This is a genomic window from Gluconobacter sp. P1C6_b (assembly GCF_018811945.1).
GTDB lineage: Bacteria > Pseudomonadota > Alphaproteobacteria > Acetobacterales > Acetobacteraceae > Gluconobacter.
The window spans coordinates 1-19,541 of sequence record NZ_JACRVU010000003.1 but is presented as its reverse complement, the minus strand read 5'-3'; the positions used below and the strand labels follow the sequence as shown (position 1 = coordinate 19,541).

Below are 19,541 nucleotides of genomic sequence, written 5' to 3'. Positions count from 1 at the left end.
GGTCTGATCCGGAAAGGGGGCTGTTACTGCTGGCCGCCGTTATTGACGCCTAGAAGACGGATTTTGAAGATCAGCGGGCTGTTGGGCGGGATGATGCCCATGGAGCGCTTGCCGTAGCCGAGATTCGGCGGAAGGTAGAGCATCCATTCGTCACCGACATGCATCATGGGCAGGGCTTCGAGCCAGCCCTGTACGAGGCCGTCGAGCGGCATTTCCATATAGGCGCCGCTGCCATGCTGGTCAGAGCTGTCGAAGATGCCGCCATCAGGCAGACGGCCTTCGTAGATGACCATGATGGTGGAGCCATGATGCGGGCTTTCACCATCTTTTGGGCCCGACTGGAGAACCTTGTAGGACAGGCCGTCCGGGAGGGTCTTGACGCCTGGCGTTGCATGGATTTTCGCCATGAACTGCTCGGGTGTCAGGTCGGAATCATCCACCTGCTTGTGGCCACCGGCGCACCCTGTCAGGGCGAGGGCGCCACACAGGGCGAAAGCGGATGTAAGACGGATCAGACTGGTCATGGTCCCCCGGGGAGTCTGTTGAGAAATCAGAGCGTGCCGCCGCGACGGCCGATCTGGCCGCCAAGCCGCAGGCGCAGGGCGTTGAGCTTGATGAAGCCCTGAGCATCCTGCTGATTATAGGCGCCTTCGTCGTCCTCGAAAGTCACGACGCGGGTATCATACAGGCTGTGCGGGCTTTCACGACCCACGCAGGTTACATTGCCCTTGTACAGGCGCATGCGGACACGGCCGGTCACGGAATGCTGGCTGGTGTCGATGAGGGCCTGAAGCATCCGGCGCTCCGGAGAGAACCAGAAGCCGTTATAGATGATCTCGGCATAGCGCGGCATGATGCTGTCCTTGAGATGGGCAGCTTCGCGGTCGAGCGTGATGCTTTCGATGGAACGGTGGGCCGCCAGCAGGATCGTGCCGCCCGGCGTTTCGTAGATGCCGCGGGACTTCATGCCCACGAAACGGTTCTCCACGATGTCGAGACGGCCGATGCCGTTGTCACGGCCCAGTTCGTTGAGACGGGTCAGCAGGGTTGCCGGGGTCATCTCGACGCCGTTGATGGCGACCGGGTCACCGCTGACGAAATCGATGGTGATTTCGGTTGCGACGTCAGGAGCGGCTTCCGGCGAGATCGTACGCTGGAAGACAATTTCCTCGGCGCCAATCGACGGGTCTTCGAGCAGCTTTCCTTCGGAAGAGGAGTGCAGGAGGTTTGCGTCCACGGAGAACGGCGCTTCGCCGCGCTTGTCCTTTGTGACCGGGATCTGGTTCTCTTCGGCGAAGGCGAGCAGCTTCGTGCGGGACGTCAGGTCCCACTCGCGCCACGGTGCAATGACCTTCACGTCCGGCTTGAGCGAATAATAGCCGAGTTCGAAGCGGACCTGATCATTGCCCTTGCCGGTTGCGCCATGAGCCACGGCATCGGCACCGACGGCTTCGGCGATCTCGATCTGGCGCTGTGCGATCAGCGGACGGGCGATGGACGTGCCCAGCAGGTACTGGCCTTCGTAAAGCGTGTTGGCCCGGAACATCGGGAACACGAAATCCTTGACGAAGGTTTCGCGGAGATCCTCGACGAAGATTTCCTTGACGCCGAACATCTCGGCCTTCTTGCGAGCCGGTTCCAGTTCTTCGCCCTGGCCGAGATCGGCAGTGAAGGTGACGACCTCGCAGTTATAGGTCTTCTGGAGCCAGCGGAGGATAACCGAAGTGTCCAGGCCGCCAGAATAGGCGAGCACAACTTTCTTGACGTCCTGGTGGGCGCTCATAACTGCGTGGTCCTTGGTGTGTTTCGTTTGAGAAGCGTTTCTAGCATCTCGGGGGGAAGAGGGAAACCGGGCGAATGTCAGGCGTCGGGGGTAGCGGAGCGGCGCTGGCGCTCGCTTTCGGTCTTCAGCTGACCGCAGGCCGCAAGGATATCCTGACCGCGCGGGGTGCGGATGGGAGATGCGAAACCGGCATCCATCACGATGTTTGCGAATTTCGTGAGCTGCTGGCGGGTCGAGGGCTGGAAATCCGATCCGGGCCAAGGATTGAACGGGATCAGGTTCACTTTGGCTGGCAGATCACGGATCAGACGTACGAGCTCGCGGGCATCGGCTTCGCTGTCGTTCACGCCACGGAGCATGATGTATTCGAAAGTGATGCGGCGGGAGTTGGACGCAGCCGGATATCGGCGGCAGGCCGCGATCAGCTCTTCGATCGGATATTTGCGGTTGAGCGGGACGATCTGGTCGCGCAGTTCGTTGGTCACGGCGTGCAGCGAAATGGCAAGATTGATGCCGAGCTCATCGCCGCAGCGGTCCATCATCGGGACCACGCCGGACGTCGAGAGCGTGATGCGGCGGCGGGAGAGCGCGATGCCTTCGCCATCCATGATGATCCGCATGGCCTTGGCGACGTTCTCGTAATTGTAGAGCGGCTCGCCCATGCCCATCAGGACGATGGTGGAGAGGTAGCGCGGCATGTCTGCGCTCGGGCTGGGCCATTCGCCGTAGCTGTCGCGCGCGGCCATGAACTGGCCGACGATCTCGGCCGGGCCGAGATTGCGGACAAGCTTCTGCGTGCCGGTATGGCAGAAGGTGCAGGACAGGGTGCAGCCGACCTGCGAGGAAATGCAGACGGCCCCGCGGTCTTCCCGACGATCCGGGATGTAGACGGTTTCGGCTTCCTGACCGTCGCGGAAGCGGAAGAGGAACTTACGCGTCTCGTCCACGGAGGTCTGTTCGGTTGCGGTCGTGGGGCGGCTGACGACGAAATGCTCGGCGAGTTTGGCCTGCATGGGCTTGGCGATGGTCGTCATTGCCGAAAAATCGGTCGCGCCCTGATGGTAGATCCAGTGCCAGAGCTGCTTGGCGCGGAAGGGCTTCTCGCCGATTTCAGTCATGAGCGCGGCCAGCTCTTCGCGTGACAGGCCCACCAGATCGCGCCGCCCGTCCGCAAGGCGTGCCTCGGGCGGTGCGAACAGGGCGGATTTCGCATGGATGCGCTCGCGTTCGGCAGCGTTCAGATCGTCAGAGGCGACGGAATTGATTCGGGGGCGGATATCGGGATGGATTACGGCTGTCATGGCGGCGGAGCCATAGCACGGGGGAGACCCGCAGTTCCAAAGGAAAAGCGCGGTCTTCCCCGTAAAACTATTTTAGAAAACTATTCCGCGGCGGCCTGTGCCGTGCCGGTTTTTCTGGCCGCGATCAGGAATTCGCGATTGCCTTCAGGACCGGTAATGGGACTGGCCTCGATCCCGAGGACTTCCCAGCCGGGGAGGGAAGCGAACCATTCCCGGATTTCTTCGCAGACACGGTCGTGGACGGCCGGGTCCCGGACGACGCCTTTCGCACCGACTTCGCCGCGCCCGGCTTCGAACTGGGGCTTGATGAGTGCTACGGCCCAGGCATCTGGCGTCGTGAGTTCAAGGGCTGCGGGTAGGACGGTGCGCAGGCCAATGAAGCTGGCATCGCAGACCACGATCCCGGCGGGTTCGGGGATCTGCTCGGCCGTCAGGGCGCGGGCGTTTGTTTTTTCCAGAACGACGACGCGTTCATCCGAGCGGATTTTCCAGGCAAGCTGACCGTGTCCGACGTCCACGGCATAGACCTTTTCGGCACCATGGGTCAGCAGGACGTCCGTGAAACCGCCGGTCGAGGCGCCGACATCGATGGCGATGCGGCCTTTCGGGTCCAGCCCGAAATGTTCGATGGCGTGGATCAGCTTGAGGCCGCCACGTGACACCCAAGGATGGTCCTGCCCCTTGAGGGCGAGGGGAGCATCTTCGGGGAGCTGGTCGCCGGCCTTCGAGATCCGGCGGTCACTCGTATAGACGAGGCCCGCCATGATCAGGGCCTGCGCCCGTGTCCGGCTTTCGACCAGCCCCCGGTCAACGAGGAGCTGGTCGGCGCGGCGTTTGGCCATCAGTCGTTCAGGCGGACTGCTGGGCGACTTCGACGCCAAGGGCGTCTGCCGCGGTGCGTACGATATGCGGTGCGGTCAGGCCTGCATCTTCGTACTGGGCGTCCTGCGTGTTGTGATCGATGTAGCGATCCGGCAGGGCCATCGGGCGGAACTTGACCTTGTCCAGCAGGCCGGTTTCGGCGAGGTGCTGAACGACGAGGCTGCTGAAGCCGCCAATGGCGCCCTCTTCAATCGTGATGAAGACTTCGTGCTGGCGCGCGAGGTCTTCAACCAGTGCCTTGTCGATCGGCTTGGCGAAGCGGGCATCGGCGACCGTGACAGGAACGCCCTGTGCGGCGAGCTGATCGGCTGCGCGCAGGGATTCGTGCATGCGGGGGCCGAGCGACAGGATGGCGACGCCACCGCGGGCGTTTGGTGCGCGGCGGGCTTCTCGCACGATGCGGCCCTTGCCGATTTCCAGAACTTCGCCCTTTTCCGGGAGGTCCAGACCAATGCCGCTGCCGCGCGGGTAGCGGAAGGCGATCGGGCCGGCATCGTATTCGCAGGCCGTGGCCGTGGCGTGTAGGAGTTCGACTTCGTCGGACGGCGCCATGACCACCATGTTCGGCAGGCAGCACAGATAGTTCAGGTCGAAGGCACCGGCATGCGTGGCTCCATCGGCACCGACCAGACCGGCGCGGTCAATGGCGAAGCGGACCGGCAGATTCTGCAGGGCGACGTCATGGACGACCTGGTCGTAGGCGCGCTGCAGGAAGGTCGAATAGATCGCGCAGAACGGGCGCAGACCTTCCGACGCAATACCGGCAGCGAAAGTAACGGCGTGCTGCTCGGCAATGCCGACGTCGAAGAAGCGGTCCGGATAGGCCTTGGCGAAAGCGTTCAGACCCGTTCCGGACGGCATGGCGGCCGTGATGGTGATCAGCTTGTCGTCGGTCTTGGCGCGGCGCATCAGTTCGCGGCTGAAGATGGACGTGTAGCTCGGCGGACCGGCCGGGGCCTTCTTCTGCTCGCCCGTGACGACGTTGAACTTGCTGACGGCGTGGTACTTGTCACCGGCGGCTTCTGCGGGTTTGTAGCCGCGGCCCTTCTCGGTGATGATGTGCAGCAGGATCGGCCCCTGATCGTCAGCATCGCGCAGGTTGCGCAGGATCGGCACGAGCTGGCTCATGTCGTGGCCGTTGACCGGGCCGACATAATAGAAGCCGAGTTCTTCGAACAGCGTGCCGCCCGTGATCATGCCGCGGGCATATTCCTCGGCGCGCTTGGCCGTGCGCTCGATCTTGCCCGGAAGACGCTTGGCGACCTTGCCAGCCAGATCGCGCAGGCTGAAGAACTGGCGCGAGGACATCAGGCGGGACAGGTAGTCCGACATCGAGCCGACCGGGGGAGCGATCGACATTTCGTTGTCGTTCAGCACCACGATCAGGCGGTTCGCACCGGGGCCTGCGACAGCCGCGTTATTCATGGCTTCGTAAGCCATGCCAGCGGAGATCGAGCCGTCGCCGATCACGGCGATGACGTTGCGCTCGTGATAGCTCGGGTCTTCTTCCGCGCGCAGATGGTGCGCCACGGCCATGCCGAGGCCAGCCGAGATCGATGTGGAGGAATGGGCGGCGCCGAACGGGTCGTACTCGCTTTCCGCGCGGCGGGTGAAGCCGGACAGGCCCTCGGGCTGGCGCAGGGTACGGATGCGGTCACGGCGGCCCGTCAGGATCTTGTGCGGATAGGCCTGATGTCCGACGTCCCAGATGATGCGGTCGTCCGGCGTGTTGAAGACGGCGTGCAGGGCAACGGTCAGTTCGACAACGCCAAGGGAGGCGCCGAGATGGCCACCCGTGGTGGAGACGGCATCGACGGTTTCAGAGCGCAGTTCATCGGCGAGCTGCTTGAGCTGGTCGACGGACAGGTTCCGCATGTCAGCAGGGAAGCGGACGCGATCCAGCTCCGGATAGCGGCCATAGGTGGGAATCGTGGAGGACTTCTTGCTCATGGGATCAGTTCCTGCGCTCGACGACATAATCTGCCAGAGCCCTGAGGGCGTCGGCCTGTGCACCGAAAGATGAAAGGGCCTCCCGGGCCCGGTCGCTCAGGCGACGGGCTTCGGCGCGGGCACCATCAATGCCGAGCAGGGAGACATAGGTTGATTTTCCGCTGGCTTCGTCCTTGCCTGCGGTTTTGCCGAGTTCCTCGGCGGTGGCTGTGGAGTCCAGAACGTCGTCCGCAACCTGGAACGCCGTACCGAGATCGCGGCCATAGGCGACGATGGCGGCGCGGCGGGCGTCGTCCACATCGGCCAGAATGGCGCCGGACTCGGCGGCATAGCGGATGAGAGCGCCGGTCTTCAGGGCGTGCAGACGGCGGACCTGATCCAGAGGGAGGGCGCGGCCTTCGCCGCGGATATCAATAACCTGACCGCCAACCATGCCGGCCGATCCGGAAGCCTGCGCAAGCGCAAGGGCCAGATTGGCCCGGACGGTCGCGTTGGGGCTGGTTTCGGGCTCGACAAGGATTTCAAAAGCGCGGGTCTGAAGGGCGTCACCGGCCAGAATCGCGATGGCCTCGTCAAACTGCTTGTGCGTGGACGGCTGGCCACGTCGCAGATCGTCATCGTCCATGGACGGCAGATCGTCATGCACCAGCGAATAGGCGTGCAGCAGTTCGACCGAGGCGGCGACACGCAGGGCGGCCTTGCGGTCTGCGCCGAACAGAGTGGCCACTTCGACCGCCAGAAAACCACGCAGACGCTTGCCGCCACCGAGGGCTGCGTAACGCATGGCTTCAATGAGAACGGACTCGTCTCCCGGCACCATGGGCAGCAGGGTGTCGATCGTGTTTTCGATCTCGGAACAGGCGCGGGCGAGCGCGTCCTTCAGGGAAACAGACGTGGTAGGGGCATTCATCGGCCGGACTCTCCGGTATCGGCAAGAGGCTCCGTGCCTGTCGTGCCGTCATCGTTCTGCACGATGGCGCGGACACGCATCTCGGCCTCTCCCAGCTTCGCATCACAGTGCCTGCGCAAGGCAGCACCGCGTTCATAGGCGGAAATAGCGTCCTCAAGCTTCATCTGGCCGCCTTCAAGGCCGCGGACGATCCGCTCCAGTTCGGAGAGGGCATCCTCGAAAGACATGGCATCAATGGGTTCGGGCATGAAAAGCCTCAAGGCACACTTTGGAACAAGGTAGCGAGGGGATTACAGGCAGAAGACAGGTTTTGCCAGCCCCGAGCATGGGAACGCTGGAGTTTCTTCAGGACGGTGACGTTTCTGCACGTCGCCGGATCATGAAGGAAAGAACGCCTGCGGTGTCCGTAAACGCAATGAGCGCATGGCCGGTTTCGCGGCAGTAGGACTGGAAATCCGCCACGGAAGCGCGGTCTGTTGCCAGGATGCGCAGCTTCGCACCCGGTGGCATGTCCCGAAGCGCACGATTGGCTTTGAGAACAGGCATCGGACAGGCCAGGCCACGCAGGTCAAGGAGTGTTTCTGTCGGGGGAGCGCTCATGGGGCACTATTATGCGCCTATCCGTCAGGAGGGCCAAGGCGGGTTTTCCTTTGGCTGATGGTGGTTTTCAGGTTTTCATTGATAAACGGCGTGTTTGTTTCTATATTAATGGCTTAATGCCACAAAAAGCGTTCCCCTCGGGGAGCGCTTTTTTTATTTGGGGGACGGCATGTCGGACAGGGAAGGCCTGACAATCAGTCTGGCTGATGGAAATGAGAGACGCGCTTATACGCTTCGGATGCTTGAGGACCGGGTTCTGCGGCTGGAGACGATCGCAGGTGGGCTGTCGGATCGATACGAGGAACTGCGGACCGAGATGCGGCAGGAAATCTCGTCTCTGCGGGATCAGATGAAGCTGCTGGAAACGAAGGTTGACGAGGGAAATCGCGTCGTCAACGGCAAGCTGGATCGCCTGATCGGGGGACGGGCGGTCATTACCGGGATCATCACGCTGGCCACATCCATTCTGGGGACGGGCATGGTGCATTTTGCCCTGTCCCTGAGCACGAAGTGAGGGCAGCGGCATGAGCGGAATTGATGCGGGCCAGCTCAAGCATCTGGTGGTTGCTCCGGCGCTGGCGGCGCTGGGACTTGACGGAGATGTTGCGGTCAATCTGGTAACGGGAACGGCTCTGGCGGAGAGCCGGGGGACTTATGTCAGGCAGATCGGTGGGGGACCGGCTCTGGGGCTATGGCAGATGGAGCCTGCGACGCATGACGACTGCTGGGTCAATTTTCTGTGTTATCCGGTCGGAAAGCGGTTTGAGCGGATTCTGCAGGGAATGCTTTCGCAGGATCTGCCAAGGAGCGCCCAGCTGGTTTCAAACCTGAGATATGCGTCCGCGATGGCGCGTATCCGGTATTACAGGGTTTCAGCGCCCTTACCGTCGACGAGTGATCCGGCCGCTCTCAGCCGTTTTCACAAGCAGTATTACAACACGGCTGCGGGTGCGGCGGACCCGCTAAGTAATATTCCGTATTTCCGGCAGGCGGTCATGGTCTGAATGTGGGGGAGCGGTGTCGGGGAATGTATGCATCACGCTCCCGACACCGCATGAGTACTTAAACCGTTTCAATATGACCGAATAGTGGCAAGTGGCGTCGGAAATCGGATCGGGTCGGTTTGGGGATCAGGAAAGGGGGAGGGTCCGGATGGCCAGGTCACCTTTGAATGTCGTGCTGCCGGTATGTGTCAGGGAGAGGCCGCGGTGCAGCGAGACGCTTCCGCCCATCGCGATCCAGCGACGGCAGAACGCGAAATCTTCGGAAAGATAGGTACGGGTTTCGGGCTCGATCAGGCAGTCGAAAAGGGCGTAGGCGTCTGAGGGCGGGGCGTTCGGACTGTTGCCTTCGGTTCTGGCGTCGATGCGGCTGTAACGCGTTTCCGGATAATGGGCGATCATGTCGAGCACCATCTGGCGCGTCATGAGCATGAAGCCGGTGCCAATATAGGAGACGGTCGCGATCTCGCCGGGTGCGCTGCCGTCGTGTAGTGCGGTGCAGTCGCCGACATAGCGCAGGCTGGCCGTGGCGGCCGGTTCTCCGGCGGCGATGAAACGGTCCGTATCGTGGTCCCAGTAATGGGATTTCAGGGGATAAGTTCCGCCGATCAGGGGACGATTTGCATCCAGAAGGGCGAGAATGTCGGTGATGGAAAAGCCGATGTCGCTGTCGATGAAGAGAAGATGGGATGCATTGGTCATGGTCACGAACTGATGCAGCAGCGTGTTCCGTGCCCGGGTGATGAGGGCATCGCTTCCGATGGTGGAGAGCGTCAGCTGCAGGTTGTGGGTCGGGGCTGCGGCCATGCAGCCGATGAGGGACTGCATGTAGCTCAGTGTGACGGTGCCACCGAAGCAGGGTGTGGCAATGAAGACGTGGCGGGGGGGGGGCGGAGCAGGAAATCATGACAGACAGCCTGCCCGGAAGTCATGAAAAAAGGATTAAAACTGCGTCTGGAAAGTGGTCATGCGCCCATGTGGGCCTGAAGGATCATGTAAAAAACGAAGGCGGCATCCAGGCCGAGAACGATGGGCGTCAGGCGCTGGAACTGGCGCATGGCGATGGCGAGGGCAGTATAGATCAGCAGGCCGCACGACAGGCTCAGCATGAAATTGCCCGTCACACCTGCGATGAGCAGCATCGTCAGGGGCGGGATGGCTTCTGCGGGCGTTTCGGCGACCCGGCTGAGGCTGCCGAGCATGTTCAGTCCCACGAGAATGAGCACGGGGGCCGTGGCAATGGCCGGAATGGCGGTGATGAGCGGCCAGAACACCGAAGACAGGGCAAACAGGACGGCGACGACCAGTACGCTCAGTCCCGTGCGACCACCAGCTTCAACGCCTGCAAGGCTCTCGACATAGGCGGAGACCGTGCAGGTTCCGAGCGAGGCGCCAATGATGCTCGCGGCACCGTCGGAGCCGAAGGCGCGATGATCGAGAGCGGGTTTCTCGACTGTTCCGTCCAGACCGGCGCGGTGGGCGACGCTCATCATGGTCGCGGTTGCGTCGAAGAAATCACTTAGCAGAAAGTAGAGAGTGATGGGGACGAGCAGCCCAAGATGGGAAAAATATTCGTGGAAATCGAAGGGCAGGAAGAGGTTGGTCGGGTAGTGCGGCCAGTCCAGAAGCTGCGCGGGCAGATGCGTGATCGGGCCGGAAGGCGTCTGGATGAAGAGACCGGCCACGGTAATGGCGAGGATGGCGATGAGCAGACCTGCCGGGACACGCAGCACGACAAGGATGGCGCTCAGGACAACGCCAGCCATGCTGAGCAGGACGGACGGGTTGCTCAGGGCCCCGAAAGTCAGACCTTCGGATGAGGGGACGGCGATCCCGCCGGTGGTCAGGCCGATCCGGGCGATGAAGGCGCCGAGGGCGATCTGGATTCCGAGGACGATCGAAGGCGGAAAGCCGCGGATGATGCGCTGGCGGATCTGGCTCAGGGAAAGAGCCGTAAAGCACAGGCCACTGAACAGAACGACCGTGAAGGCCGTGCGCGGGCTGACATGAGCCTGCTGGACGACGACCTGCGCGAACAGAACGTTGCTGCTCATGGCGGGGGCAAGAGCGATCGGCAGTCTGGCCCAGAGCGCCATCAGGAGCGTACCGGCGACTGCACCAGCGATGGTCGTCATGACCATGTCGTGGCGGTCCAGACCAGCCGCCGAGAGAATGGCGGGATTGACGGCCACGATATAGGCCATGGCTCCGAAAACTGTCAGTCCGGCAATGATCTCACGTGGGATCGTTGAACCGCGGGCCGTGATATGGAACCAGCGGTCGAGTCTGGATAGCAGCAAGCGGACGCTCCGGGGGCAGGGAATGGCTGGGCCAAGCTATAGTCAAAAAAGCCGTTCCTGCCACGGGCCGGATCATATCTTTTCATTTCGGGTTCGATTTTTTCTCCCATGCCTGGCGGACTTCAGCCGGTGAGAGGCGGCGGTGTGGGGTTTTTGCAGCTTTTCCAGCAGCATGGGTTACACTCCGTGCCTGTGCAGGGTGCGGAACGCTGCTGGGGCCAGTACCTGTGGTTTTGCCAGGAGCAATGCCAGCGGCCGGATGCTCGTTGGCTTCCAGAATGGCTTTTTCGCAGGCGGAGCCTTTGCCGACGCCAAGCTGGATCGTCGGGATCAGGGCTGCTGGCGGGAAAACGATCCCGAGGCCCACGGAGGCCGCGACGCGACCGATCAGTTCCGCGCCGGGCAGGATCGTCGGGCTTTTCATGGAGCCAAAGATATGGACAGCACCCGGCAGGGACAGGATCTGTGGTCCGATCGAGCGTGTCGTGACCGCGTAGTCCAGCGTGTCCTTGTGGAAATTGACGGTTCCCGTGCCCATCGTCCGGGTGGTGCCGGTCTGCAGGAGCATGGAGTTGGTGTGCACGATGCCGTCCTTCAGCGGCAGATCGGCGACGAGGCATTCCAGCTTGGAGCGGTCCGGGATGCCAAGGGCGGAGAGGACGGCAGATCCCAGTTTGAGGCCCAGAAGATCTGGCAGCAGTGCCGTAACATCGCCGCCGCGATCCAGCACGAGGGTGGTACCGCCGTCGCCGTTTTCGACGAGCGTTGCGACCGAATTGCCGGTTGAGGTCAGGGTCACGTGACCGCCGATGGTGCCTTCCCCCTGGAACATGTCCCTGGACGTCATGATGCGCGACAGCGGCAGGCGCGAGACATCGAGGCGGAAGCGGGTGTGGAACTGTTCGTTTTTCGTCGGCTCCAGCGTGGCATTCGCGGAGATGGTGCCTGTTCCGGTTGCGAAGGTCAGATGTTTGAGGTCAATGGCGCCGTCGCGAACGTTCAGCTCCGCGTCAATATTGTCCAGCGGCCAGTTTTTATTGCGGATGTGATCGCCGTGATAGGTCAGATGGACGTTTGCGGCATTGAGCTTGGGGACATTGATCTTCTTGTCAGGCAGGACGCGGGCGCTGGCCGGTTCGGCTTTCTTTGCCTCGCCGGGCTGCGCGCCGATGAAGCCGCCCAGATCAGCCAGGTCGACTGAGTGCGAATGAAGCGTGGCTTCCACGAAGATCGGTTTCTGATGCGGATCGACGTTGATGTCGCCGCCAATATCCGAAGAGCCCATGTGGCCCTCGAATTTCTGGAAACGGATCGCGCGGTCGGAATAGGCCAGATTGCCGGTCACGCTGTAGGCCGGGGTCTGCGGGATGGGGACGCCCGTCAGCGGGTAGAGGAGCGCCATGTCCGGGCCGGCGAAGTGCAGTGCCAGATTGGTCCCCTGGAAGTGGATCGGATCGTCAACCGTGCCGCGCAGCGTGACATAGGTTGGGCCGTTGGCGAGGCGTCCGTCGATCGGATAGGGGTGTGTTGTATCCGTCAGGCCGAGCAGGGCGCCACCGACGATATGGCCTGTGATCGGGGCCTGCGCGTACCGGCCCTTGAGGTCGATAACGAGATGCCCGTCGTCACCGTTTTTCGGCTCTTCGGTATGGATGAGGACATGCATGTCCGTCTTGAGTTTCGCCAGAGCCAGACGGATATCGCCGTCATTGATTTCGATCTTGCCGAGTTTCGGCAGGGCCGTGGTGGACGATGAGGGCGTCTGCGATGACGGATCGGAAGAGGATGCGAAACTGTAGTTGTTTGTGCCGTTGAGCAGCGAGACGATATCGCCTTTGGGGGTGTCGGCGCGGATCAGCGGCAGGGAGAGCCCCCCACCCGTCAGATAGCGCCAGACATCGACGGTGACGGTAATGGCCTTGGCGGAGGCGAAATCGTCCTTCTCTTTCTCGAAGCCTTCCGGCTGACCGATTTTCAGGTCATCGACCGTGACGGTGGTTTTGAAACCAAGGCCGACATGCAGATGCGCGATGCTGACGGGACGGTGCAGGGCTGCTGTGCCCTTGCGATCGATATAGGGAACGAACCAGTCCCACTGCCAGACCAGGATCAGGATGACGATGGCAGCCACCAGTGTTCCCAGCACCCCCCCGACGATTTTCAGGATCGGATGGCGCTTTCCCGGGCGGGTAGTGTGGCCATCGGAAGGGGAAGCGGGTCGGGGCGGGGTGCTGCTCAACGGGGTATTCTCCGAAATCCGGGGGCGTGTCAGAAAGAAACTGGTCGTTGCAAGTCACTCTAATTACGGACAGAACCGGGAACGGTTTCACAGCGCATGGGAAGATCAGCACGAATGGAGACAGTTGGAGGCGCCGATGAGCAGAAGAACTCTGGTCTGGCGGAACTGCGGCGTGTCAGCCGGAAGGCCCATGAGGCAGTCGATGAGGCATTTTCCCGGTTCGATCTTGCGGATCCGCAATCCTATGGGGCCTTCCTGACGGCTCATGCGCGCGTGCTTGTAGGGGCGGAGGTGTATCTCAGCCGACATGCGTCTTCAGTGCCGGTCTGGCGTCCGCGGGCGGAGCTTCTGAAGGATGATCTGTGCCAGATGGGACTGGCTGTCCCTGCCGTGCAGGCGGAGTGCCTGCCGGAAAGTGACGGCACGGCGATGGGCGTTCTGTATGTGCTGGAAGGCTCGCGGCTTGGCGGGCGTGTTCTGTCCGGGCGGGTGGGAGAAGGACTGCCCCGGGCCTATCTGTCGGCGTTTCACCAGAAGGGAGAATGGCCGGCGTTTCTTGAGCAGCTCGGGCAGTATCTGGATGAAAGTGATGGCGCGCGTCGGCAGGCCGTGACGGAAGGCGCGGTCGCGACGTTCGGGCGGTTCCGGAAGAGTGCCGAACTTCAGGACTGAGGCGGACGCACCGGCACGAGGCTTTGCGGGATCAGGCCGGGGAAGGTCTGCGCGAGCCGTTTGGCATCTTCGGGGGCAAGCATCGCGATGGCACAGCCCAGCGTGCTGGCGTCTGGCGCTGGCAGCCGGTCGATCCCGCGCAGGAGGTCGGCAAGACCATGCCCTTCCGCTGTCAGCACCATGAACGATGTCATCCGCGTGTAGAGTGCCGTGGTGGCGTCGATCTTGGTCAGGGCATGGTCGGGAATGGCAATCCGGATTTCTTCGCCATTGACGGGCGACAGGACCGTATTTTCCGCGATCATGACATGAAGCGGCACCATCGGCAGAAGTGTGGGCGAACCGGGAAGGGAAAGGTAGCGCCCGGGAAGCGGGTTTTCCGTGAAGAGGCAGGCGTTCCAGACATCCGCGTCCGACACTTCGAGTGCCATGATCAGGGGGTTGTAACGGCCGAAGTTCACCTCTCCCGCCCCGACAGATACGAGAGAGCCCGTCTGCATGTCCCTCATCAGCTGCTTCGTCTTGCCGAGCATGCAGAAATGGAACTGTGGAGGTGTGCGGCGGGATGACGGCGCGGAAAGCTGTGCCGGTGTCAGGCCGAGATCCTGCAGAACGGCCCGGTCTGCATGGGTGACGGTAGCTTTGAGGCGCCAGTACAGATCCGTCAGCGACGCCTGTACGATGGAAGAGGCAATCCGGCGGCTTTCCGGCAGCCAGCGGCTCGCGCCTGTATATTCGGCGTCGTTGCGGTCGAAGTTCTGCCAGGCTTTGTCCGGCGTGGCGCTTGAGTTGCGCCGCAGGAAGCTTTCATGATCGCTGGCGGCAAAATGAAGGATACGGCTGTCAGACCAGGTCGCGTTTCTCTCAAGCGCGGAAAACGGATCGGGCAGAGTGTTGCCGATGCGGCGGGGCTGGACAAGATGTCGGACGACGCGATGATCGGGCAGGCTCAACAGGCCGTGCCGCGTGAAGGTCTCAATCGGCGAGAGGGGGGAGGGAACCGTGCGGCCTGACGAACCAAACAGGCACCAGTTCACCGGAAGCATGGTGGCGGATGCGGCGGCAGTGAACTCCGCGACGGATCGGGCGGTTTCAAAATGCAGATATTCATCCGCCGCCAGGATCATCATCCAGTCGAATTCGTTCCTGCCCTGCTCCAGGGCCATTTTGTGGAAGCGGGTCTGACGGTCCAGCCGTCCGGTCAGGGTCGTATCGGAAGAGTGGACGCGGATGTCGTAGAGCGTGGCCGCGTTGGACAGAACCGCGGCTGTTCCGTCAGTCGAATGATCATCACAGACGATCAGGGTTGAAAACCCGATGGTCGCATGATGCGCGAGCCACCATCCGATCGTGTCGACGTCATTGTGAACGAACAGGATGGCGGCGCTTTTCGACATAAGGCAGGGATCAGTCCATCTTCAGGGCAGCGAGGAAGGCGCTCTGGGGGATTTCGACCTTGCCGAACTGCCGCATGCGCTTCTTGCCTTCCTTCTGCTTGTCCAGAAGCTTGCGCTTGCGGGAAATGTCACCGCCGTAACACTTGGCCGTCACGTCCTTGGACAGCGCGCCGATCGTTTCACGGGCGATGACCTTGGAGCCGATGGCCGCCTGAATGGCGATCTTGAACAGCTGCTTGGGGATCAGGTCCTTGAGCTTGGCACAGATCGAGCGGCCGCGCTGTTCGGCGACGGTGCGATGGGAGATGAAGGACAGCGCATCGACCGGCTCGTGGTTCACGAGGATGGAGATGCGGACGAGATCGCTCTCCTCGTAGCCGTCCATCTGGTAGTCGAACGAGGCATAGCCGCGGCTGATGGATTTCAGGCGGTCGTAGAAATCGAACACCACTTCGTTCAGTGGCAGACGGTAGACCGCCATCGCGCGGTTACCGACATAGGTCAGATCGACCTGGATGCCACGGCGCTCGGAGCACAGTGTCAGGACCGGACCGAGATACTCGTCCTGCACCATGATGGTCGCCTTGATCCACGGCTCTTCGATCATCTCGATCTTGCTGAGCTCGGGCATATCGGCCGGGTTGTGCAGTTCCTCGACCGTACCATCCGTCATGTGCATCTTGTAGACCACGGACGGGGCGGTCGCGATCAGGTCCAGATTGAACTCGCGGGACAGGCGCTCCTGAATGATTTCCAGATGCAGCAGGCCGAGGAAGCCGCAGCGGAAACCAAAGCCCAGCGCCGCCGAGGTCTCGGCCTCGAAGTGGAACGAGGCGTCGTTCAGGCGCAGCTTGCCCAGGCTGTCACGCAGCTTTTCGAAATCGTCCGCGTCGATCGGGAAGAGGCCGCACCACACCACGGGAATGGAGGGCTTGAAGCCCGGCAGGGCCTTTTCGGCAGGGCGCTTGTCGAGCGTGACGGTGTCACCGACATTGCAGTCTGCGACGGTCTTGATGGCGGCGTTGATATAGCCCATCTCGCCCGGGCCGAGGCTCTCGACCGACTGCATCTTCGGCAGGAACACGCCGACCTGATCGACATGGTAGGTCGCGCCGGTCTGCATCATGCGGATGCGGTCACCACGCTTGAGACGGCCGTCCTTGATACGCACGAGAATGATGACACCCAGATAGGCATCGTACCAGCTGTCCACCAGCAGGGCCTGAAGCGGGGCTTCGGCATCGCCTGTCGGGGCGGGGAGGCGCTGGACGAGGGCTTCGAGCACGCCTTCGATGTTCAGGCCGGTCTTGGCGCTGATTTCGACCGCGTCATCAGCCGGGATGCCGACCACATCCTCGATCTGGGCACGAACGCGCTCGGGCTCGGCTGCCGGCAGATCGACCTTGTTCAGGACCGGGACGATCTCGTGATTGGCATCGAGAGCCTGATAGACGTTTGCCAGCGTCTGGGCTTCCACGCCCTGCGAGGCGTCTACGACCAGCAGCGAGCCTTCACAGGCGGCGAGCGAGCGGCTGACTTCATAGGCGAAGTCGACATGGCCCGGCGTGTCCATCAGGTTCAGCGTGTAAACCTTGCCGTCCTTGGCCGGATAGGTCAGGCGCACGGTCTGCGCCTTGATAGTGATCCCGCGCTCCTGCTCGAGTTCCATCGAATCGAGGACTTGGTTTTTCATCTCACGCGCGGTCAGCGCGCCACAGGCCTGGATCAGGCGATCGGCCAGCGTCGATTTGCCGTGATCGATATGAGCGATGATCGAGAAATTGCGGATAAGGGAGAGCGGGGTATCGGTCATGGCTGCTACATAAGGGATTATCGCAGAAATGTCAGTAGATCTGCGCAAAAGCCTGCCTTTGTGAAAAGGCAGGCGGAAGAAGGATCAGCGGTCCGTCAGACGGAACTCGATCCTGCGGTTTCTGGCATAGGCCGCCGGTGTGCTGGCAGCGTCCAGAGGCTGGTAGTCGGCAAAGCCTGTCGCAGCCAGATGGTGCGGGTCCACACCTTCGGCAATGAGCAGCTTGACCACGGTGATGGCACGTTCGGACGACAGCTCCCAGTTGCTGGGAAAGGCGCTGTGGATCGGTTGCCGGTCGGCATGACCATCCACGCGCAGGATCCACGGAAGATCGGTCGGGATCGTTGAGGCGACCTGCTTGAATGTGTGGGCAAGGGTGGTGATTTCCTTGCGACCTTCCGGCGTCAGGTCGGCACTCCCCTGCGGGAACAGGATTTCCGACTGGAAGACGAAGCGGTCTCCCACGACGTTCACGCCCTTCTGGTCTTTCAGCAGGTCCCGCAGGCGTCCAAAGAATTCCGAACGATAGCGTTTGAGCTGATTGACCTTGTCCGCCAGCGCCAGATTGAGCTTGCTGCCAAGGTCTGCAATCTGGGCGTCCTTGCCCTGTTCGGCTTTCTTTTCGATGTCGAGGGCGTTGCTGATCGCCTGAAGCTGGCGGGTCAGTTCCTCGATCTGGGCCTGCAGGTCCGAGATCTTGCTGTTCTGCTGTTTGCTCGTGTCATCAGCCGAAGCCAGAGCCTGATCTTTCGACTGGAGCTGCCCTGTCAGGGCGGCGATCTGGGTCGAAAGGGTCTGGAGCTGGGCCTGATTATGCTGCTTTTCGTCGGCCAGCGTAGCGACAGTGGAGGACAGGCTTTTATTTTTGTCCTCTGTCATCGACAGCATGTGCGACAGTTCGGCCAGCTGTTTCTGCAGGGCATCGAGCGTGTGTTCGCGCCGGGATAGTGAGACCGACAGGAACTGTTGCCCCACGACGAACACCAGCAGGACGAATGTCACGACCATCAGCAGGGTGGACAGGGCGTCCACATAGCCGGGCCAGGCATCGAGGGCGTTGTGTGATCCGCGTCTGCGCCGGGCCATGGATCAGCCCTGCCTGCCGGGAGGGGGCGTCGTATTGCCAGACGCTGCCGCAATCGTGCGGGCCAGAACGCGGAGGTCGTTGCGAAGCTCGCCGATCGTCTGGGCGCGGCCTTCATGCAGTTCCTGAATCAGGCGGTTGAGATGGGTTTCGATCCGTAGAAGGGCCGTGCCCTGCGAACCCGGACCCTCATCGCCCATATGGCGCAGAAGGGCAGTCTGGGTTTCGGCCGTGCGGGTCATCAGCTGCTGGTTGGCAGCAAGCAGATCCGTCATGCCGCGCAGGCGTTCCTGCAGGCTGTCGAGCATGTGCAGTTCGCGGACACGGTTTTCTTCGCTGCGGGAGACGGCGTTCTGGAGCGTTTCCAGATTTTCAGCCGTCTGTTCGAGCAGGGCCTGAACATAGGCGGGGACAGGCGCGCCGTCGCTGTCGATGGACGTGCTGCCACTGACACGCGTGACGCCAGCGAGCCACTCTTCCAGTTCGTTGAAGAAACGGGTCTGGGCCTGTCCGGCCGTGAGATCCAGAAAGCCGAGAACCAGTGCGCCGGCCAGACCGAACATCGAGCCCGAGAACGCCGTGGACATGCCGGCAAGCGGGCCGGCCAGTCCTGTCTTGAGCTGGTTGAACATGACGTCCATGTCCCCGCCGCCTGCGGACATGCCGCCGATAACGGAGGCGATGGAACTGACTGTCAGGAGAAGCCCGTAGAACGTGCCCAGCAGCCCCAGAAAGATCAGGAGCTGCGTCATGTAGCGGGAGATTTCCCGGCTTTCATCCAGACGCGAGGACAGGCTGTCGAGCATGGCCTGTGTCGTCTGTGTCGAGAGCGTCAGGCGGTCCGTGCGGTTGCGGGCCGCCAGCATGCTGGCCATGGGTGCGAGCAGGCGCGGGGCCTTGGGTGCGGCCAGCCCGGCGCGGGGCTGACGCAGGAGTTCAACCCATTGCACTTCCGGCATCAGGCGCTGGACGACATGGAGGTTCCACAGGATGCCCAGCAGGAGCACACCGAGGATAATGGCATCGAGCTTGGGGTTCGCGTTGAAAGCATGGAGCAGGGTCGTGCCCATTGTCGCGGCCAGAAGGCCGACCGCGACAAGGAAAACGGCCATTCGGAGCAGATAGGTCGTAGGACGTGTCACGGCGTGTCTTTCCTGATTTTATGGCATGCCGTTTGCGGAAGAGGCGGGGGTGTCGGCAGGATTTGTCTCGATGACAACATCCAGCCGGTCAGCAGGTGCAGTGTCTCCCGCATCCGGACGCCCCAGCGCGCGGGGGTAGAGGCGGGTCGTGGCGACACCTGCGTGAATGAAGATCGAGCGGACGGCCAGCGCACGTGCCAGCGCGATGCGGCGCGGCATGGACACGTCATCGCCGGGCAGCGCCGCGTAAGACATCAGCGCGATGCGCTGCTCGGGATGATGGGAAAGCTCGGTTCCGTAGTCCTGAAGCGCCTTGAGGCTGTCTGCGTTCAGCGCTTCGCTTCCGCTCGGGAACAGGATCCGCATCCCGCCATCCGGCAGAGGCGCCGTGTGGCTTGCCGCGTCGGCGACGGCCGTGACCTCGGCGGGCGGGACGGGGGGATGAATCTGGACGGGGACGAAAGGAG

18 protein-coding genes and 1 pseudogene are annotated in these 19,541 nt (G+C 62.1%); 3 read left to right on the top strand and 16 right to left on the bottom strand.

Annotation, left to right across the window (positions count from 1 at the left end):
• Nucleotides 1-23: 23 nt before the first annotated feature.
• The 8 genes from KP701_RS03245 to KP701_RS03210 all read right to left on the bottom strand — a co-directional run bounded on the left by KP701_RS03245 (nt 24) and on the right by KP701_RS03210 (nt 7,426).
• A complete protein-coding gene (locus KP701_RS03245; RefSeq protein ID WP_215745697.1) occupies nt 24-524 on the bottom strand; it encodes an FKBP-type peptidyl-prolyl cis-trans isomerase in 501 nt (166 codons plus the stop codon).
• A gap of 26 nt (nt 525-550) precedes the next feature.
• Nucleotides 551-1,783, bottom strand: a complete 1,233-nt coding sequence (locus tag KP701_RS03240; RefSeq protein WP_011251841.1) for an argininosuccinate synthase — start codon at nt 1,781-1,783, stop codon at nt 551-553.
• 77 nt (nt 1,784-1,860) lie between these two features.
• Nucleotides 1,861-3,084: a 23S rRNA (adenine(2503)-C(2))-methyltransferase RlmN gene (gene rlmN / locus KP701_RS03235; RefSeq protein ID WP_215745696.1), complete on the bottom strand. Its 1,224-nt coding sequence runs from the start codon at nt 3,082-3,084 to the stop codon at nt 1,861-1,863.
• An 80-nt stretch (nt 3,085-3,164) separates the two neighbouring features.
• A complete protein-coding gene (locus KP701_RS03230) occupies nt 3,165-3,926 on the bottom strand; it encodes a TlyA family RNA methyltransferase (protein WP_215745695.1) in 762 nt (253 codons plus the stop codon).
• 7 nt (nt 3,927-3,933) lie between these two features.
• A complete protein-coding gene (dxs, locus tag KP701_RS03225) occupies nt 3,934-5,916 on the bottom strand; it encodes a 1-deoxy-D-xylulose-5-phosphate synthase (RefSeq protein ID WP_041110706.1) in 1,983 nt (660 codons plus the stop codon).
• 4 nt (nt 5,917-5,920) lie between these two features.
• Nucleotides 5,921-6,826 (bottom strand): polyprenyl synthetase family protein, encoded by a 906-nt coding sequence (locus KP701_RS03220; RefSeq protein ID WP_041110704.1) that lies wholly within the window; start codon nt 6,824-6,826, stop codon nt 5,921-5,923.
• Entirely contained in the window at nt 6,823-7,074 is a 252-nt protein-coding gene (locus KP701_RS03215) for an exodeoxyribonuclease VII small subunit (protein ID WP_011251836.1), read from the bottom strand. The genes KP701_RS03220 and KP701_RS03215 overlap by 4 nt, the downstream gene beginning before the upstream one ends.
• 97 nt (nt 7,075-7,171) lie before the next feature.
• Nucleotides 7,172-7,426 (bottom strand): sulfurtransferase TusA family protein, encoded by a 255-nt coding sequence (locus KP701_RS03210; RefSeq protein ID WP_062509462.1) that lies wholly within the window; start codon nt 7,424-7,426, stop codon nt 7,172-7,174.
• A 169-nt stretch (nt 7,427-7,595) separates the two neighbouring features.
• On the opposite strand from KP701_RS03210, the gene KP701_RS03205 reads away from it, so the two are divergent.
• Nucleotides 7,596-7,940 (top strand): hypothetical protein, encoded by a 345-nt coding sequence (locus KP701_RS03205; protein WP_215745694.1) that lies wholly within the window; start codon nt 7,596-7,598, stop codon nt 7,938-7,940.
• A gap of 10 nt (nt 7,941-7,950) precedes the next feature.
• Nucleotides 7,951-8,430 carry a hypothetical protein gene (locus tag KP701_RS03200; protein WP_215745693.1) on the top strand — a complete coding sequence of 160 codons (480 nt, stop codon included), beginning with the start codon at nt 7,951-7,953 and terminating at the stop codon, nt 8,428-8,430.
• Between the two features lie 126 nt (nt 8,431-8,556).
• On the opposite strand, the gene KP701_RS03195 is transcribed toward KP701_RS03200, so the two are convergent.
• From KP701_RS03195 to KP701_RS03185, 3 genes are all read right to left on the bottom strand, one after another.
• Complete coding sequence (locus tag KP701_RS03195) at nt 8,557-9,255, bottom strand: hypothetical protein (protein ID WP_252345368.1); 699 nt, start codon at nt 9,253-9,255, stop codon at nt 8,557-8,559.
• A gap of 137 nt (nt 9,256-9,392) precedes the next feature.
• Complete coding sequence (locus KP701_RS03190) at nt 9,393-10,724, bottom strand: NCS2 family permease (RefSeq protein WP_215745951.1); 1,332 nt, start codon at nt 10,722-10,724, stop codon at nt 9,393-9,395.
• Nucleotides 10,725-10,809: 85 nt separating this feature from the next.
• Nucleotides 10,810-12,966: an AsmA family protein gene (locus KP701_RS03185; RefSeq protein ID WP_215745692.1), complete on the bottom strand. Its 2,157-nt coding sequence runs from the start codon at nt 12,964-12,966 to the stop codon at nt 10,810-10,812.
• 114 nt (nt 12,967-13,080) lie between these two features.
• Here KP701_RS03185 and KP701_RS03180 point away from each other — a divergent pair, with 114 nt between their 5' ends.
• Entirely contained in the window at nt 13,081-13,638 is a 558-nt protein-coding gene (locus KP701_RS03180; protein WP_215745691.1) for a biliverdin-producing heme oxygenase, read from the top strand.
• Here KP701_RS03180 and KP701_RS03175 read toward each other — a convergent pair.
• From KP701_RS03175 to KP701_RS03155, 5 genes and pseudogenes are all read right to left on the bottom strand, one after another.
• The gene (locus KP701_RS03175) at nt 13,629-15,035 is read right to left on the bottom strand and encodes a glycosyltransferase family 2 protein (RefSeq protein WP_215745690.1); all 1,407 of its coding nucleotides are present in this window, start codon (nt 15,033-15,035) and stop codon (nt 13,629-13,631) included. The genes KP701_RS03180 and KP701_RS03175 overlap by 10 nt on opposite strands.
• Nucleotides 15,036-15,045: 10 nt before the next feature.
• Nucleotides 15,046-16,848, bottom strand: a complete 1,803-nt coding sequence (gene lepA / locus KP701_RS03170; protein WP_215745689.1) for a translation elongation factor 4 — start codon at nt 16,846-16,848, stop codon at nt 15,046-15,048.
• Between the two features lie 84 nt (nt 16,849-16,932).
• The gene (locus tag KP701_RS03165) at nt 16,933-17,934 is read right to left on the bottom strand and encodes a peptidoglycan -binding protein (RefSeq protein ID WP_011251826.1); all 1,002 of its coding nucleotides are present in this window, start codon (nt 17,932-17,934) and stop codon (nt 16,933-16,935) included.
• 3 nt (nt 17,935-17,937) lie between these two features.
• Complete coding sequence (locus tag KP701_RS03160; RefSeq protein ID WP_215745688.1) at nt 17,938-19,074, bottom strand: flagellar motor protein MotA; 1,137 nt, start codon at nt 19,072-19,074, stop codon at nt 17,938-17,940.
• A gap of 18 nt (nt 19,075-19,092) precedes the next feature.
• Nucleotides 19,093-19,541 (bottom strand): annotated as a pseudogene (locus KP701_RS03155) (hypothetical protein); the annotation flags it as partial.